Source organism: Pseudooceanicola sp. (assembly GCF_041987405.1).
Lineage (GTDB): Bacteria > Pseudomonadota > Alphaproteobacteria > Rhodobacterales > Rhodobacteraceae > Pseudooceanicola.
Genome location: NZ_JBHIWR010000001.1, coordinates 1 through 16366 on the forward strand (window position 1 = coordinate 1; position 16366 = coordinate 16366).

At 62.2% G+C, this 16366-nt stretch carries 16 protein-coding genes; 10 read left to right on the forward strand and 6 right to left on the reverse strand.

Annotated features, from left to right (window positions below):
* The first annotated feature begins 731 nt into the window (after positions 1 to 731).
* Positions 732 to 1757, forward strand: coding sequence for an IS1595 family transposase (locus ACFC2Y_RS00005; protein WP_375173009.1), 1026 nt, complete (start codon positions 732 to 734; stop codon positions 1755 to 1757).
* A gap of 73 nt (positions 1758 to 1830) precedes the next feature.
* On the opposite strand, the gene ACFC2Y_RS00010 is transcribed toward ACFC2Y_RS00005, so the two are convergent.
* Entirely contained in the window at positions 1831 to 2154 is a 324-nt protein-coding gene (locus ACFC2Y_RS00010) for a YnfA family protein (RefSeq protein WP_353337330.1), read from the reverse strand.
* Positions 2154 to 2582 carry a helix-turn-helix domain-containing protein gene (locus ACFC2Y_RS00015; protein WP_353337329.1) on the reverse strand — a complete coding sequence of 143 codons (429 nt, stop codon included), beginning with the start codon at positions 2580 to 2582 and terminating at the stop codon, positions 2154 to 2156. The genes ACFC2Y_RS00010 and ACFC2Y_RS00015 overlap by 1 nt, the downstream gene beginning before the upstream one ends.
* Positions 2583 to 2723: 141 nt before the next feature.
* Between ACFC2Y_RS00015 and ACFC2Y_RS00020 the strand changes: the two genes are divergently transcribed.
* Positions 2724 to 5009, forward strand: a complete 2286-nt coding sequence (locus ACFC2Y_RS00020; protein ID WP_375173010.1) for a heavy metal translocating P-type ATPase — start codon at positions 2724 to 2726, stop codon at positions 5007 to 5009.
* Positions 5010 to 5022: 13 nt separating this feature from the next.
* Positions 5023 to 5490 carry a DUF411 domain-containing protein gene (locus tag ACFC2Y_RS00025; protein WP_353337327.1) on the forward strand — a complete coding sequence of 156 codons (468 nt, stop codon included), beginning with the start codon at positions 5023 to 5025 and terminating at the stop codon, positions 5488 to 5490.
* Between the two features lie 254 nt (positions 5491 to 5744).
* On the opposite strand, the gene ACFC2Y_RS00030 is transcribed toward ACFC2Y_RS00025, so the two are convergent.
* The gene (locus tag ACFC2Y_RS00030; RefSeq protein ID WP_353337326.1) at positions 5745 to 6026 is read right to left on the reverse strand and encodes a mobilization protein; all 282 of its coding nucleotides are present in this window, start codon (positions 6024 to 6026) and stop codon (positions 5745 to 5747) included.
* Positions 6027 to 6242: 216 nt separating this feature from the next.
* On the opposite strand from ACFC2Y_RS00030, the gene ACFC2Y_RS00035 reads away from it, so the two are divergent.
* The 4 genes from ACFC2Y_RS00035 (at position 6243) to ACFC2Y_RS00050 (ending at position 9927) form a co-directional block, all read left to right on the forward strand.
* Positions 6243 to 7481 carry a MobA/MobL family protein gene (locus tag ACFC2Y_RS00035; RefSeq protein WP_375173011.1) on the forward strand — a complete coding sequence of 413 codons (1239 nt, stop codon included), beginning with the start codon at positions 6243 to 6245 and terminating at the stop codon, positions 7479 to 7481.
* Between the two features lie 231 nt (positions 7482 to 7712).
* Positions 7713 to 8237, forward strand: a complete 525-nt coding sequence (locus tag ACFC2Y_RS00040; protein ID WP_375173012.1) for a hypothetical protein — start codon at positions 7713 to 7715, stop codon at positions 8235 to 8237.
* A 72-nt stretch (positions 8238 to 8309) separates the two neighbouring features.
* Positions 8310 to 8729 carry a hypothetical protein gene (locus tag ACFC2Y_RS00045; protein WP_353337323.1) on the forward strand — a complete coding sequence of 140 codons (420 nt, stop codon included), beginning with the start codon at positions 8310 to 8312 and terminating at the stop codon, positions 8727 to 8729.
* A gap of 685 nt (positions 8730 to 9414) precedes the next feature.
* Complete coding sequence (locus tag ACFC2Y_RS00050) at positions 9415 to 9927, forward strand: hypothetical protein (RefSeq protein ID WP_373928166.1); 513 nt, start codon at positions 9415 to 9417, stop codon at positions 9925 to 9927.
* A 30-nt stretch (positions 9928 to 9957) separates the two neighbouring features.
* Here the strand turns inward: ACFC2Y_RS00050 and ACFC2Y_RS00055 are convergent, their stop codons facing one another.
* Positions 9958 to 11289, reverse strand: coding sequence for a DUF6538 domain-containing protein (locus ACFC2Y_RS00055; protein ID WP_043747442.1), 1332 nt, complete (start codon positions 11287 to 11289; stop codon positions 9958 to 9960).
* Between the two features lie 465 nt (positions 11290 to 11754).
* Positions 11755 to 12453: a Hint domain-containing protein gene (locus ACFC2Y_RS00060; RefSeq protein WP_375173013.1), complete on the reverse strand. Its 699-nt coding sequence runs from the start codon at positions 12451 to 12453 to the stop codon at positions 11755 to 11757.
* Positions 12454 to 12785: 332 nt separating this feature from the next.
* Between ACFC2Y_RS00060 and ACFC2Y_RS00065 the strand changes: the two genes are divergently transcribed.
* Both ACFC2Y_RS00065 and ACFC2Y_RS00070 read left to right on the forward strand, forming a co-directional pair.
* Positions 12786 to 13430, forward strand: coding sequence for a TetR/AcrR family transcriptional regulator (locus ACFC2Y_RS00065; RefSeq protein ID WP_375173014.1), 645 nt, complete (start codon positions 12786 to 12788; stop codon positions 13428 to 13430).
* A 2-nt stretch (positions 13431 to 13432) separates the two neighbouring features.
* Positions 13433 to 13771, forward strand: a complete 339-nt coding sequence (locus ACFC2Y_RS00070) for a TfoX/Sxy family DNA transformation protein (protein WP_375173015.1) — start codon at positions 13433 to 13435, stop codon at positions 13769 to 13771.
* A gap of 64 nt (positions 13772 to 13835) precedes the next feature.
* On the opposite strand, the gene ndk is transcribed toward ACFC2Y_RS00070, so the two are convergent.
* On the reverse strand, positions 13836 to 14258 hold the full coding sequence (ndk, locus tag ACFC2Y_RS00075; protein WP_375173016.1) for a nucleoside-diphosphate kinase: 423 nt from the start codon (positions 14256 to 14258) through the stop codon (positions 13836 to 13838).
* Between the two features lie 247 nt (positions 14259 to 14505).
* On the opposite strand from ndk, the gene ACFC2Y_RS00080 reads away from it, so the two are divergent.
* The gene (locus tag ACFC2Y_RS00080; RefSeq protein ID WP_375173017.1) at positions 14506 to 16365 is read left to right on the forward strand and encodes an ABC-F family ATP-binding cassette domain-containing protein; all 1860 of its coding nucleotides are present in this window, start codon (positions 14506 to 14508) and stop codon (positions 16363 to 16365) included.
* Position 16366: the final 1 nt, after the last annotated feature.

Below are 16366 nucleotides of genomic sequence, written 5' to 3' on the forward strand. Positions count from 1 at the left end.
ACCAGTTAGCCGCCGCGTAGGCGGTAGAGGAGAAAAAGGTGTTTCCGTGTGCAACGGCTCCACCCTATCTCCTTGTCAGGGACCCGGCGTGAGCCGCCGCATAGGCGGCTGAGAAACAACGCTCTTGATACAAGAGTGCGCCGGGTCCCACCAGTTAGCCGCCGCGTAGGCGGTAGAGGAGAAAAAGGTGTTTCCGTGTGCAACGGCTCCACCCTATCTCCTTGTCAGGGACCCGGCGTGAGCCGCCGCATAGGCGGCTGAGAAACAACGCTCTTGTTACAAGGGTGCGCCGGGTCCCACCAGTTAGCCGCCGCGTAGGCGGTAGAGGAGAAAAAGGTGTTTCCGTCTGAATCGGCGCCAACCTATCTCCTTACCAGGGACCCGGTGTGAGCCGCCGCGTAGGCGGCTGAGAAACAACGCTCTTGATACAAGAGTGCGCCGGGTCCCACCAGTTAGCCGCCGGGTAGGCGGTAGAGGGACCTGGATCTCCGGCCCGAACTCTGTGATCCTTGCGTTGAAGATGCGGATATCGCCCCGGTGGAAGATCGCAGGTCCCCAAGGAAAAACCTTCCCGCTTATCCACGAGAAAAAGCAGCCAATGGCCAAACGCCCTGACGTGGCTTAGCTTTTCCGCCATCTCGCCGCATTTTGCGCGATTTTCCTGGTTTCTTCTTCGCCGAACACCCGCCGGGCCAACATTGCTCGGTTCGCGGAACGAGCGGAGAGCCCTGATGATCACCGAACTGAAGTCTATCCCTGACATCTGGAAGCGGATGCCGAGCGAGATGCACGCGCGACGCTTCCTGGAGGGTATCATATGGTCGACCGGCAGGCACTGTCCGCATTGCGGGTCGGTGACCTCGTCGGAGTTGCGCGGAAGGACCTGCCGCCCGGGGCTCTACCAGTGCAGGGACTGTCGTCTCCAGTTCACGGTCACTACGCTGACCCCGATGCACGGCACCAAGCTCGACTTGCGTATCTGGATTTGCGCGATGTTCCTTGTGCTCACATCGAGCAAGGGCATCTCTTCGCTCGTGATGGCACGGCTGCTCGGCGTGAACCAGAAGACCGCATGGAAGTTGGGGCACGCCATCAGGGAAATGATGGACGACCGGAACGGCGAGTTGCGGCCTCTGGAGGACATCGTCGAGGTGGACGAGGCATATGTCGGGGGAGCCCCGAAATCCCTGTCAGGAGCCTATAACCCGAGGGGCAAAGGGACCGGAAAGCCAATGATATTCGTGGCGGCCTCTCGCGCCGGACAGGCGCGCGCCAGGGTTGTTGCCGATGACAAGAGGGCGACGCTCGAGCCGGTTCTTCTGGAATGGATCGATCCCGAGACGACGAGCCTGATGACCGATGGAAGCAAGAGCTACAGGGGTCTGGGGAAAACCATGGCCGACCACCAGTATGTGATCCACAGCCAGAAGGAGTATGCCAACCCGGAGACCGGCGCTCACGTGAACACGGCCGAGGCAGTGATCGCCCAGGTGCAACGCGCTCTGGTCGGCGTCTACCACAACCTCGGTCGACAGCACCTCCAGCGATACCTCGACGAGATCGTCTGGCGGTGGAACCATCGCGCTCCGGTTCGGGAAGTGGTCAAGCAATGGACCACGAAAGCCGGTGTAGAGCGGGAGAAAACGACGACGATCTGGAAGCCGATCCCAGTGGTCGACCAACTGCGCGTCTTGCTTCAGGGGGCGGTCGGAAAGCAGCTGCGGCGCTCGAAGGAATACGGGCTATGCTGGCCTTGATGGCCGCCCTATACACTTATGGTGCAGTTGAGCGTTTCAGAGACCGAAGCGCAATGGCGGCTTCGAGTCCTTATCAACCTGCGCGTGGTGCGAGAAGGATCACTGCGGCGCCGATCAGGCACAGGCAGGCACCGGCGATGTCCCATACATCAGGCCGCTGCCCCTCTGCGCTCCACATCCAGAGAAGCGATGCGGCGATATAGACTCCGCCGTAGGCGGCATAGGCTCGCCCGGCGAAACCTGCATCGACCTGTGCCAGAAGCCAGCCGAACAGCAAAAGGCTCGCAATCCCTGGCAGCAGCCAGAAGATCGACGCGCCCCGCCACCAGGCCCAGATTGCAAAGCAGCCGGCGATCTCGGCCAGCGCAGCGGACGGATAGATCAATATGGTCGGCATCAGGAGTCGGGCCGGTCGTGATCGGAGAGGCACTCTTCGTGGTCGCGTAGCACCTCAAGGATGCGGCAGTTCGCAACACGATCGGCCCTGCACTCGCCGATCATCCGTCGCAGTTCGACCCGGAGCGCCTCAAGCCGGGCGATACGCGCCTCGACCTCGCGAAGCTGTTTTTGAGCGACTGCATCGACCTGCGCGCAGGACCTTTCTGGGCTGTCCGAGAGGTCCAGAAGTTCTCGTATCGCCTCCAGCGAAAAGCCGAGCTGTCGAGAGTGCCGGATAAACGCGAGGCGGTCGAGTTCCAATGCTCCGTAGCGGCGCTGGCCACCCTCGCTCCGCCCGGGCTCGGGCATCAAACCGATCTGTTCGTAATAGCGGATCGTCTGCACCTTGGTGCCGGTCCGCTTGGCAAGCGTGCCGATAGACAGCATGTGACGCCTCCTTCCGTTGGTGAAATCGCATGGAAAGCCCAAGCACCGACATTGGGAAAAACGCCCGCGCGGGTCTTGAACCTACAGTTGCTGTAGGTCGTATATCAAGGTTCGGTCGAAGAATCACGACGGAGAGCCTTCATGGCAGACGGAAGCGGACAACAACGCGAATGGCGTGTTACAGGCATGGATTGCGGGTCATGCGCCGCCAAGGTGCGCGGCGCGGTTGAGCGTCTGCCTGGCGTCGAGCGTGTCGATGTCGCCCTGATGGCCGAGCGGTTGCGACTGACGCTCGATGAGACACAGACACCGCCCGAGCGCATCGAGCAGGCAGTGCGCGGCGTCGGCTTCGGGATCGCGCCCAAGGGCGCACGGCCAGAAAAGCCCAAGGGCGGCTTTGTGCTGCCGGATGGCGCCTTTCCGGATACGGCGGAGGCTGTGGAAATCGACATCGAGCCGGAGGAGATCACTGGGCCCGACGATGATGCGCCGACCTCCTGGTTGAAGACTTCCAAGGGTCGCCTCGTTCTCGGAACCGGCGCACTGCTGGCGGCAGCCTGGGCGTCACGGCTCGTCCTGCCGGCTGAGATCGTGCATTGGGCGTTCGTTTTGGCGACACTGGTCGGGATCGTGCCCGTGGCACAGCGCGCCTTCGCCATGGTGCGGGCCGGCATGCCCTTCACCATCGAGATGCTGATGACCATCGCCGCTGGCGGCGCGCTGATGATCGGTGAGCCGGAAGAGGCGGCGCTCGTCGTCTTCCTCTTCGCCGTGGGCGAACTCCTGGAAGGCGTCTCGGCCGGCAAGGCGCGCGACAGCATCCGGGCGCTCTCGAAGCTCGTGCCGAAGACGGCGCGGCTCGAGGTGGGTGGCAAGACACGTGAGGTCGCGGCCGAAAAGCTCCAGGTCGGCCAGGTCGTGCAGGTCCGCCCCGGCGACCGCGTGCCCTGCGACGGCGAGGTGATCGACGGCACGTCGGGGGTCGACGAAAGCCCGGTGACCGGCGAGAGCGTCCCGAGTCTCAAGGAGCCGGGCGCGGAGGTCTTCGCCGGGTCGATCAACGCCGAGGCGCTTCTGCGCGTGCGGGTGTTGAGGTCGGCCGAGGACAATACCATCGCCCGCATCGTCCGCCTCGTGGAAGAGGCAGAGATCGCCCGCGCGCCAACCGAGCGCTTCATCGACCGGTTCAGCCGGATCTACATGCCCGCCGTGGTCGGGGCCGCTGTCCTCGTCGCCGTCGTCCCTCCGCTGGCCTTCGGCCTGGCCTGGGGCGAATGGGTCTACCGGGCGCTGGCGCTGCTGCTGATCGGCTGCCCCTGCGCGCTGGTCATTTCGGTGCCGGCTTCGATCACTTCGGCGCTCTCCACGGGGGCGCGCAACGGCCTGCTGATGAAGGGCGGCGCAGTGATCGAGGCGGCGGCCCGCACGACCCATGTCGCCTTCGACAAGACCGGGACGCTTACGCATGGCAGGCCCCGCGTGACAGATGTCTCGGTGTTGAGTGGAAGCGCCGACGACCTCATGGCGCTTGCCGCCGGGGTCGAGAGCGGCGCGAGCCATCCGCTCGGACAAGCGATCTGCGCCGAGGCCGAAAGGAGGGGCGTGGAGGCGGCGGCAACGACCGGAGGCCGAGCGCTTCCTGGCAAGGGGGCGGAAGCCTCCATCGACGGCGTGACCATCAGCGTGGGCTCCCCAGGGCTGGCGAACGAGCGCGGCGCACTCACGGACGACGTGCGGACCCGGGTCACGAAACTCGAAGCCCAGGGCAAGACGGTGGTCATTGTGTTACGCGAAGACGTGCCTCAGGGCCTCATCGCGCTCAGGGACGAGCCGCGCGCCGATGCGGCGGACGCGGTCGCGCAGCTGCGCGGACTCGGCATCTCCTCGGTCATGCTGACCGGGGACAACCCACGCACAGCGCAGGCCGTCGCCGAGGGGCTCGGAATCGAGCATCGGTCGGAGCTGATGCCCGAAGACAAGGTGACGGCGATCCGCGATCTGACAACGGACGCCCGTGTGATGATGATCGGCGATGGGATCAACGACGCTCCTGCGCTCGCCGCTGCGCATGTCGGCGTTGCCATGGGCTCGGGCACCGATGTCGCCCTGGAGACGGCCGACGCCGCGATCCTGCGCAACCGCGTGACCGATGTGCCGGGGAAGATCCGCCTCGCCCGGGCCACCATGTCGAACATCCGCCAGAACATCGCGATCGCCCTCGGGCTCAAGGCGGTCTTCCTCGTAACTACCGTGCTCGGGATCACCGGCCTCTGGATCGCGATCCTCGCGGATACCGGTGCCACAGTGCTGGTCACGATGAACGCCCTCCGGCTGCTGTTCTTCCGGCCCACAGGCACACCTGAACCTGCGGGGCACGTCGGTCTGACCGCTGAGACACGCCCCGATCACGCAACTGCAACGACCTGAAATGGAGACACCGATGATCCTGACCCGCCGCGCCATGATGGCTTCCGCCGCGTGCTTCGCCGCGACAGCGCCAACCGCCGGACTGTCTCAAAGCTCCCCCGCGATCCACGTTCTGAAAGATCCAAATTGCGGCTGCTGCTCCGCCTGGATCAAGATCCTGGAGGAGGACGGCTTCAAAGTCACCACCGAGCGCAGCTTCGGCACCCTCCTGATCCGGCACAAGCTCGAGAAGGGCATCCCCCAGAACATGACCTCCTGTCACACCGGCGAGATCGAGGGCTACATGATCGAGGGACATGTGCCGACGACCGACATCCGAAGGCTCCTCTCAGAGCGCCCTGATGCCGTCGGTCTCGCCGTGCCCGACATGCCTTATGGATCACCTGGCATGGGTCCAGAGGATGAGCGGGAAGCCTACGATGTGTTCCTGATCCATAAGGATGGCACCACAGGTATCTTCTCAAGCTACGATGCTGGCTGAGGGCATTTGGATCGCCGTGAGGTCACTGCACATATCTCACACCGCGCGCTCGCAGCGAAAGTAAGGAAAGTCGCCTTGATGACATTCAGGACAAAAGGAATGGTTGCTAATGTCGCGGCTTTCTTTGGTGGATAAGCGGGAAAACCTTCGGAGACGGCAGTCAGATTGCCAATCTCTCAGGTCTCAACCGCTCCGATTCAGTTCTTCATGGAATCACCCGGTAGCTGCTGATCGCGACTAACGGTCGATGCTGGCTATTGCTTCTCTCCGGGCGACGCGGGCATAGGCTCAAGACCGAGAAACTTCCGATCTGTCGGTCGATTGATGTGTTTGTCGATGAACCGTTCCAACCTCTTGCGATCCTCCGGGCTGGCCTTGGCCATCGCCGCCAGAAACGCACCACCGTGGATGTATTTACGCCGATCGTCTTCCTTGCGCTGACGCTTCTTCTCCTCGCCCTCCGCAGATTTCAAGCGCGCCTGCGCCTGCTCCAGCTTTTCCCTGAGCATCTCTACCCGTTTGCTGCGATCTGTCATGGGAACACCTCCTGATTTCTCATCTCCGAAAGGGAGATGTTGCCCGGCCTTGCTTCGCGCACCCAAAAATCGGAACGACGACGCGGGAACAGCTGTGCACGGCACCCGTCCCCGCCGCCGAGAGGCAAGGGCGCAGTTACGCAAAGTTGAAACTTTGCCGCGCGCTGCCGCGAGCATTGAGGAGCGGATACCCGCCCCGGGCACGATTTCATTTCTATGAAACACTTGCGCCCACATCCAGCCAGCCATTGCCCACTCCTGGTCATTTCCCGGTCGGACGGACGGTCATCCGTCGCCGCGGCCGCTTACGCCTCTCGGAGCCGGATGACCGATCATCGGACTGGTCTGATTTTCAACTATCGCAATGTTCCGGGTCTCCTGCACGAGGGCCTCGTGGGCTGGAAATCCTCTGCCGAGGAACTTTGGAACGCCGCCGAGAAATCCGAGGTGCGAAGCAACGCGCGTGTCGCGAGGGAACTGAGGCCGGCCCTGCCCGCTGAGCTGCCGCACAACGAGCAGATCCGTCTGGTTCACGGGTTTGCGTGCTGGCTGCGAGACTCGTTCGGTGTTGCCGTCCATTATGTGACCCACGCCCCCAGATTCTTCGACGAAGAATGGGGGAAGGCGCTCTGGAAAAACCGTGGGACGGAGGTCGGCGAACAGGACTATTTTACCGCTCTAAATGACCCAACAAAGAGCAATATCAACTTTCATGCGCACATCCGGTTCACGACCCGGGAAGTCGAGCGCGATAGTGGCGTTTTCGGAGAGAAAACGCGTGTGCTCGACGCACGGGACACCGGTGCCGCCTGCGTCCTTCTCATGCGCCAAGAATGGGAAAACCGAACAAACGCCGCGCTCAAACGCTGTGGATCATCCGCTCGTATCGACCTGCGTTCCTATGCCGATCAAGCAGCGGCTGGCGACGCGCCGGAAGGGCTTGAGCCCCAGAGGCACGAGGGACCGAAGACGGCAGCGATCAAAAGAAAACGGCGGCAGGCAAAAGCAGCACCAACGGGGGCCAGACAACGGGACCGCGCGACCGTGCGCTCAAGGAATGAGGCTCTGTGGCAGGCGTGGGATCTGAAGCGCGCAAGGCAACGGGAAGAAGCTCGGAGATCCGGAGAGTCGCAGCATATCGCGAACAAGCGGGAGGCTGAGCGCCGACAGGAAGCCACGGCTCATGCTGACAGGATCCGTTCGGCCGATACTGATGAAGCAATAAGGGCCGCGGTCGAACAGTCACACTCCGTCGAGAGCACTCGAGCTGGATGCGGCTGGGCCCAGGCTATCAGCGACGCAATGGCCGGACGCGGTCCCTTCGCCGAAGGTTTCGAGAACGACGAAACGATAGATCCCGAGAACTGCAATCTGCCCCATGCTCCGGAACCCGAACCGATCATGCGGCCGGTCGCGGTGAAGCGCCGCTCTCCGCGGCAGCGCACACGGGGATAGAGGCGCGGCACAGGCGACGGTTTGTTGCTGAGGCACTCCGCATTTCTCCTACCGACTGTATGCCCGCCCGCCTCCATTAGCGCCGAAACGAGGTTAAGCGGCGATCCTGCTGCACTTCCACCGAGAGGGATATCTGCACCGGCTGCACGCGCGTTGTGACGCGCATCCGGTGGCCGATACCCGAGAGAGGCAATGTTGGACCGCGTCGATCATCGAAGCCAGGAGATATTGATGTTCGATCACACAACCCATGTCGCAGCCAACTGGGCCGAATATGTCCAGCCAGGTCATGTCGTGCTGTTTCGCTTCCCCGTTCGCTATCCGCAAACGAAAGACGGATTGCCGACGGCCCGCCCCTGCCTCGTGCTCGAAGTCGATGGCGAAGGAGCTTCCCGCAAACTCGTGCTTGCCTATGGGACAACTGCGACATCGATTTCACACACCGGCTACGACATTCGCCTCACACGCTTGTCCGACCTAAAAAGTGCAGGTTTGAAACGGCCCACTCGCTTCATCGGCGCTCGTCTGTTGTCGGTCAGTCCGAACCATGATGGCTTCCCCATTGGAATGACCGGCACACCGGTTACAGGTCGTCTGGCAGATGCCCCTTGGGAAAGGATGCAATGGGTGCGCGCGCGTCTCCATGCCGAGCACGGTATAGCCGTCGAGCACCAGAGGGAACGCAGCTCAACCTCCGTCGCCGTTGAGCATCGCATGCGGCGAACGATGAAATCGGGACGCCAATCGGCAGTCTAACCACCGGCAGTATGATCGGCCCCTCCATGGTGAGGGCCGGTCGCACTCCGGCTCGCAGACTTGGAGAGAAACATGTTTCCGAAACCCACCACATACGCCAACGGCAACAACCATCGCATGGTGCATTTCTTCGATCAGAAAATGCACGGAGATTTCGAGAGGATGGAGGACATCCTCGCTGACGCGTCACGCCATACCCGAGCGGCGTGCGAAGAGATCAGCCAGCTTCCCTACGAGGCGTTCAAACCACTCCAGCGGTGGTCTGGCGATCTCGACAAGCATCTCGAACAAAACTCACTGCTCACTGAGGATTTCCGCCACGCTACTCGTTCGGCGCTTCGCGAAATGGCGAAGCTGGAGCCGGAGCTGGCCCCCGGTCTGATAGACGATGCCATGCGATTTTTGCGCGATGCTCTGGAGGCGTCCTACCGGGTCTGCGACTTGCTCGCAGCGGAGCAAGCCATCGCCAAGCACCGCGGAAACCGTAACTGACGCCGAGATCGCCGGGGCTGGATCCCCCGGCGCCAGGGCGCGCTGGCCCCACTCACCTTTCTTTTGCTCAAGTTGGCGCGCCCGTCCTGACACCACCGCCTTTACCGGCAATGAATACCAGGAAGTGATCATCGTTCCCGGAAAGACCGATCACAGGTCAGAACGAACTGTTTCCTATACAGATGTTTATCCCGCGAAATCTGTCGGCTACTTTCAGCCTCAGCACGAACGGAGCCACTTCATGTAGCGAACACCTTCCATGCCCTCGAAACCAGCCGCATCCCTGCGGTGGTCGGGCATGGAGTGCTATGTCGAAAAAGACAACCGCGCGGGCCGCGGCGAACGCAAGAGCCCAAGTCTCCCTGACCTCCTCGACCGCGCGGATCGAACAGGTCAGAACTACCCTCAGTCAGGCAGCGAGGCTGATCACCCAGGGCGAAACCTGGATGCTCCCATACCTGAAAAGGCTCAAGGCCGAACTTGACCGGCTCGAAGACGACCAAGACCTTCTCCTTCAAGCCCAAGAAATCGCCAACGCCGCCCCTCGCAGGGCGGCGTAATGCTTTCACATCTACCGGAAACGGAGTGATCAGCGCGTGCAGCTTAACATGGCGTGCATGTCGTATGGTGCTATCGTCGAGAGAGATATGTCCGACAACACAGAAAACACTGAAAAAAGGCTGCTATGTCACACTATGCGGTCATCGACTTCGAAGCCAGCAGCCTTTCGTCTGACAGCTGGCCGATCGAGATCGGTTTGTCATGGCTCGACGAAGGACAGGTTAGGACCTGGTCATCTCTTATGCGGCCATCCAGATCATGGAGCCTCGATGACTGGTCTGATGAGAGCGCAGCAGTTCACCGGATCCCCATAGAAATCGTCCACGCTGCGCCATGCGTCGATGTAGTCGCGGCCCGTTTCTTCGAAGTCCTCGGAACGCGCCAGTTGGTCTCCGACGCGCCGGTCTTTGAAACACACTGGTTAACGAGAATGACCGAGGCCGCTGACCAGCCGGCCAAAGGACCGGTGCTCGATTTCCACCGGGTTTCATTCGCGAACTTCAGCGGCCTTGCCCTCGATTTGCTATACGAAACGATCGAGAGAAAGGTTGTGCCGCATCGAGCTGGCCCCGACAGCGCCCGATTGGTTGCTGGTTGGCGCAGAGCCCTTGCGCATCATGAGGACCACCTCTCGTAGATTTTGCCGCAGCACCCGGTTTTGCCACGATCATGCGAGATGATCGGGCACCGGCAAGGACAGCTGCTGGGCAATCTCGTGCCGCTTTTCGAGCGTCACATCGTCACCGTAGACCGGCCGCCCCCGGATCTTTTTGATGCTGTGGCCCATCATGTGGCCCTTCTCCGTTTCGCTCACCCGGAACGCCTCCATCCTGCTCTCCCAGGAATGCCGCAGACCTCCGATCGTGTGCTCTGGCGAAGGAAAGAGACCACTTGTCCTAAGACGGCCATTCACATTGCCGGAATACCCACCCCTACCGCGATACCTGGGGAACCCATCCGGGTTTCGCCGTGCCGCCGCCAAGGCGACGCCCACCAATGGCACCTGCCGCTTCGACGCATGGTTCTTGATTTCGCGCCGGTGCTCGCCGCCGCTATTCGCGACGAGGATGTGGGGAATGGCTGCATCCAGCACGATCGCCTCAGGCGGGAGATCGTGGATTTCAGATTGTCGACACCCAGTCTCAATGGAGATCAGAAGGATGTCCCGCGCTTCGGCATTGAGATTGTCGAACGCCCCAGGTGCGAACCATTTCTCGACGATCCAGTCGGTCGGAATCTCCAGCTTCCGGTTTTCATCATTGTGCCGATCACGCAGACTGACCCTCCGATACGGCTCGGGAGGGTTCGGTCGCGCGATGTTCTCGTAGTAACGCCTAAGCATTCCTGCGAGGTTGGCGAACTCTTTGTTTGCGCTCTCAATCGCGAGGCCTTCGGCAGCCACCCTGCGCTTCCACCACGCTCGATGCCGTAGCGCGACCGCATGGTCGATATCCTCCACGAGGATGTCGGCACCGTCCAACGCCGCCCGTAGGTTGCTGGCAGCCCGGATTTTCGCATTGCGCCAGACCCGCATCTGGTTGGGATTTTTGAACCGATTGTCGAATGCAGCAAGCTGCTCATCAGCAGCCGCGAACTGGGATAGTCGCAGGCCCGTCTGCTCCACGCCGCCAAGCAAGGCCGTCGCGACCTTTGGATCGCTTCCATGCCTTTCCACGGCGGCGAACCGACCCAACAACTCATCCAGAGGCGCTGTCACGAGATCCGCGACCGGGCGATAGGGAAATCCTTCATTGGCCGCGATATGCGATGCAGCGGCCAGTTGATCTACGGTGCCTGACATTTCCGGTGTGAGTGCCCGCATCGCTTCAAGATCCTTGAGAATCTGAGCTTCAGCAGCGGGCAGAAGCTCGCGCGCGCGTCGCTCGCTGTCCGTTCGTAGACTGCGATGAATCTCACTGCGACCGGCGACATCGAGATATCTCCGCGGCACCCGCATCCGGAGATGCCAGATGCCGTTTCGCTTGTGCAATCCCGCCATGATTTACCCCGTATCCGAGCCGGACCCGATTCCACAGATTCGGCCGGGTTTGCTCCACATTTTGCTACACAATGCCCGGCATGTCTCGCATCGTGATGTGTCGCAACTATCTTGAAATCATGGCTTTTTCAGGATGCAGATTGTCGCATTCGAATCCCTGTCTCTCCGCCACTTTTACCTGAACAGGTCGCCCTTCAGTCGCTGGAACCTCCGGCGCCTCAGGGATTTTCCTTACAACACCACCTTCCATTGCCCCGACCTGCGTTCCCGACCCGGCCGATCACGTCTCATACGGGGCCACAAGTCGGGACGCATGCATGCACCGCCCCCAAAAAGAAAAAGACGCCCGGCCTGAGGCCGAGCGTCCAACTAGGTACTGAAAAGGTTACTGAAATAACTGCATGCAAGGAACTGGTAACAAACACATGAAGAAAGATGTGAACTCGACACAAACAGGTAGGTAAATCAGGCGTCGCTTTTGACAAGCAGACCGGCGTCGGCGCTGAGCATCCGGGCAATCGTGGGGTCGATCGAAGTGCGCGCCGCCTTGAACGGGGTCGGCAGGAGACGCAGTTCGGGGTAGATCGCATACAGCTCTTCCACCGCTTCGACATCCAGACCGTTCATCGCGCCGAGACCCGGCAGGAAGCTTTCGGTCCAGGTGCCTTCGCTCAGCACCAGTTCGTGATCGTCGAACATCAGGTGGTAGTAAATGACCGCCTCGACCTCTTCGACGGTGATTCCCTTCCGGCCTACAAGATACTTGGCAGCGATCAGGGCTTCTTCCTCACCGACCAGTTCCGCAACCGCGGCACCGGAGACCATCACACGATGTTCAGGAGAAACCAGAAGATCGCGGTCCGGCATGCCATTGCCCAGGGCCCCCTTGGCGATGCGGATCGGACGGACGCTGTCGAATTCAGCAACCTCGGAGGCGTCAACGTGACGGCAGCCGATCCAGCGCAGCGTCTGGAGCCCGTGATCACGGGTCATGACACGATCACCGGGAACAAGCTGTTCCACGGGCCGCTGGCCTTCCACTGTCAGGATACGGGATCCGGCGACAAAGCAGGCGATCGCACCACGCTTGCCCACACGGCGCGTTTCCGCACCTTCGACCTGACCGTTAACACCCTTCGGTTCGTATGCTTCAAACTTCGACATCGTCCTGCCTCTCGTCTTGCTCATGCAATCTTCAAGGCCCCCGCAGACTGATATACACAATTCGGGCAGCGTGTGGTGAACTAAGGCCAAAAAGGGGCTGATTTTCGGTAATTTGCCGTTTTGCCCCCTCCAGATCGAAGACAGTCACAGGGGTTTGCTGAAAACTGTCGCCGAAACGCGGTCAAAAGCGCCATATTCCGATTCGTATTTGAGGCAAACCTGCCCCATTTTGGCCGAATCTCCTGACGCAATTGTGGCGGCGTCGCGGGGGCACCCTTGACTTCGGCTCCGCGGATTTACAGCGTAAGCGTGACATCACAGCAAAGACCGCCATGACCGAGACACGCCTCCCCCTTTCCCGCGACCGCATTCTGACCGCTGCCCTGACCCTGGCCGATGAAGAGGGGCTCGCCGCCCTGTCGATGCGCAAAGTGGCCGCGCGCCTGTCGGTGGAGGCGATGTCGCTCTACAATCATATCGGCAACAAGGCAGACATCCTGTCGGGGATCACCGATCTTGTCGCGGGCGAGATTGAACTGCCGACACCGGATTTCGACTGGAAGGGGCAGATGAAGGCGCGGTCGCTGTCGGCGCATCGCGTCCTGATGCGTCATTCCTGGGCGGCGGCGCAGTTTCAGCAGCCGGGCCTGCCGGGGCCGAACATGATGACCTACCTGGATGCGACGCTCGGTTGCCTGATCGCCGTGGGCTTCACCCCCGCGCAGGCGGATCACGCGCGCAATACGATCGACAACCACGTCTATGGCTTCACGCTGCAGCGGCTGACCCGCCCGACCCGCACGCGGGAGATTGCGCGGCTGGCCAAGAAGGAGCTTAAGGAGATTTCGAAATCCGCCTACCCCAGCCTCTACCGCCGGACCGAAGACCTGGCCAATGCCACCACGCCGGAGGTGGATGATTTCGATTTCGGGCTCGACCTGATCCTGGACGGGCTGGATGCGATGACCCGCCGCTAGCGATGGCCGAATCCGTCACCGCCATCCGCAATATCGGCCCGGCTTCGGTCTTACCCTTCGCCCGCGCCGGTCTGACCACGGCCGAGGCGGTGCGCGCCCTGGGGCCTGACCAGACCTATGCCCGGCTGATCGCCACGGGCACCCGGCCGCATTTCATCGGCTACTACGCACTGGTCATGGGATTGCAGGGCCGCCCCTGGAACGATTGCAAAGGCAAGGAGAAGGCGGAGCTGCGCAAGAGGTTCGACGCCATCTGCGCCGCCGCGCCGCCGCCGGAGATCGCGGGGCTGCCAGCCGAATTGAGCCGCTTCCTCGACCAGATCGGCGTCCGGCCCCGCTGACCCAATGGAAAAGGCCGCACCCGGGGGCGCGGCCTGTCCGTGATTCACGGTCACTCAGGTCGGGTCAGCCGACCAGTTCGAGACCGGAGAAGAAGTAGGCGATTTCGACAGCCGCGGTTTCCGGCGCGTCGGAGCCGTGCACGGAGTTCTCGCCAACGGATTCGGCGAACTCGGCGCGGATGGTGCCGGGGGCCGCATCGGCGGGGTTGGTCGCGCCCATGACTTCGCGGTTCTTGGCAATGGCGCCTTCGCCTTCCAGCACCTGAACGACGACCGGCTCGGAGGCCATGAATTCGCACAGCTCGTCATAGAAGGGGCGCTCGGCGTGCACGGCGTAGAAGACACCGGCCTGCTCCTTCGACAGTTTGATCCGCTTCTGCGCGACGATCCGCAGCCCGGCCTCTTCGAACTTGGCGTTGATCTTGCCGGTCAGGTTGCGGCGGGTGGCGTCGGGCTTGATGATGGAAAGCGTGCGTTCGGTGGCCATTGTCATCTCTCTATATAATACGGAGCGGCGCTCCGGGTGATGGATCGGCGCCCGCCTAGCATGGGGATGCGGGTTTGAAAAGCCACCACGGTCGCCTGCATGGCCCCGCCCCGGCGACTTCCGGTCAAAATTGCTTCGGGCGATCGCATCACGGCGCAATAGGGGGCAGTGCCCCCCTGTCCGCCTCTTCTTAAACAGCCCGCATCCGCCTCTGGCCCCCTCCGCAGACCTCTGCTATGCGCGCTTCATGCTGCGTATCAACGACATCTCTTATTCCATCGCCGGCCGCCCCCTGCTGGAGGGCGCCTCTGTCACCATTCCCGAGGGGCACAAGGTCGGCATTGTCGGGCGCAACGGCGCGGGCAAGACGACGCTCTTTCGCCTGATCCGGGGCGAACTGACGCTGGACGGCGGCACGATCTCCCTTCCCGAGCGCGCGCGGATCGGCGGCGTGGCGCAGGAGGTGCCGGGCAACGAGGTCTCGCTGCTGGATACGGTGCTGGCGGCGGATACCGAACGGGCGGAGTTGCTGGCGGAATCCGAAACCGCGACGGAGGCGGGGCGGATCGCTGATATCCAGACGCGGCTGGCCGACATCGACGCCTGGTCGGCGGAGGGACGGGCCTCCTCCATCCTGCGCGGCCTCGGGTTCACCGATGCCGAACAACGCATGCCCTGCTCTGCCTTCTCCGGCGGCTGGCGGATGCGGGTGGCGCTGGCCGGGGTGCTGTTTTCGCGGCCCGACATCCTGCTGCTCGATGAACCGACCAACTATCTGGACCTCGAAGGGGCGCTCTGGCTGGAAAGCTACCTGCAGCGCTATCCGCATACCGTGATCATCATCAGCCACGACCGCGGCTTGCTGAACCGCGCTGTCGGGTCGATCCTGCATCTCGAGGGCAAAAAGCTCACTCTATATACAGGCGGCTACGACAATTTCGCCCGCCAGCGCGCCGAACAGCGCGCATTGCAGGCCGCAGCGGCCAAGAAGCAGGAGGCGCGGCGCGCGCATCTGCAAAGCTTCGTCGACCGCTTCAAGGCCAAGGCATCCAAGGCGAAACAGGCGCAGTCCCGCGTGAAGATGCTGGAGAAGATGGAGAAGATCACCGCGCCCGAGGATGCGGCGCGCACCGTCTTTACCTTCCCCTCGCCGGAGGAGCTGTCACCACCGATCATCCGGATCGAAAACGGCGCGACCGGCTATGGCGAGCGCACGGTGCTGGGCAAGCTGGATCTGCGCATCGACCAGGACGACCGGATCGCCCTGCTGGGCCGCAATGGCGAGGGCAAGTCGACCCTGGCCAAGCTGCTCTCGGATCGGTTGGCGCTGCAGGACGGGCGGATGACCCGTTCGTCCAAGCTGCGCATCGGGTTCTTTGCCCAGCATCAGGTGGACGAGTTGCACCTGGATGAAACCCCGATCGACCACCTGCGGCGCGAACGACCCGACGAAGCCCCGGCGAAACTGCGCGCGCGGCTGGCCGGGTTCGGTCTGGGCGCGGATCAGGCGGAGACGGAGGTCGGACGGCTGTCGGGCGGGCAGAAGGCACGGCTGACCCTGCTGCTGGCAACGCTGGACGCGCCGCATCTGCTGATCCTCGACGAACCGACCAACCACCTGGACATCGAAAGCCGCGAGGCGCTGGTGGAGGCACTTACGGCGTATACCGGCGCGGTCATTCTGGTGTCGCATGACATGCACTTGCTTAGCCTAGTGGCGGACCGGCTGTGGCTGGTCAAGGACGGCCGGGTGACGCCCTATGAAGAGGATCTGGAAGCCTACAGAACCCTCCTGCTCAGCGCCAACTCCGGCCCGCAGAAGGCGGAAAAGAAAGAGAAACCGAAACGCGCGTCGAGGGACACGATCCTTGCGCTGCGGGCCGAGGTCCGCAAATGCGAAGAGCGGGTGGTGAAGCTGCAGGACATGGCGACCAAGCTTTCGCAAAAACTGGCTGACCCCGCGCTTTACGAGGACGAGAAGGTCGGCGAGCTGGAGGTCTGGAACCGCAAATACGCCGAGGTGAACGAGGCGACGGACCGGGCGGAGGCGCTGTGGATGACCGCGCTGGAGAAGCTGGAAAAGGCGGAGGGATCCAATGCCGCTTGAG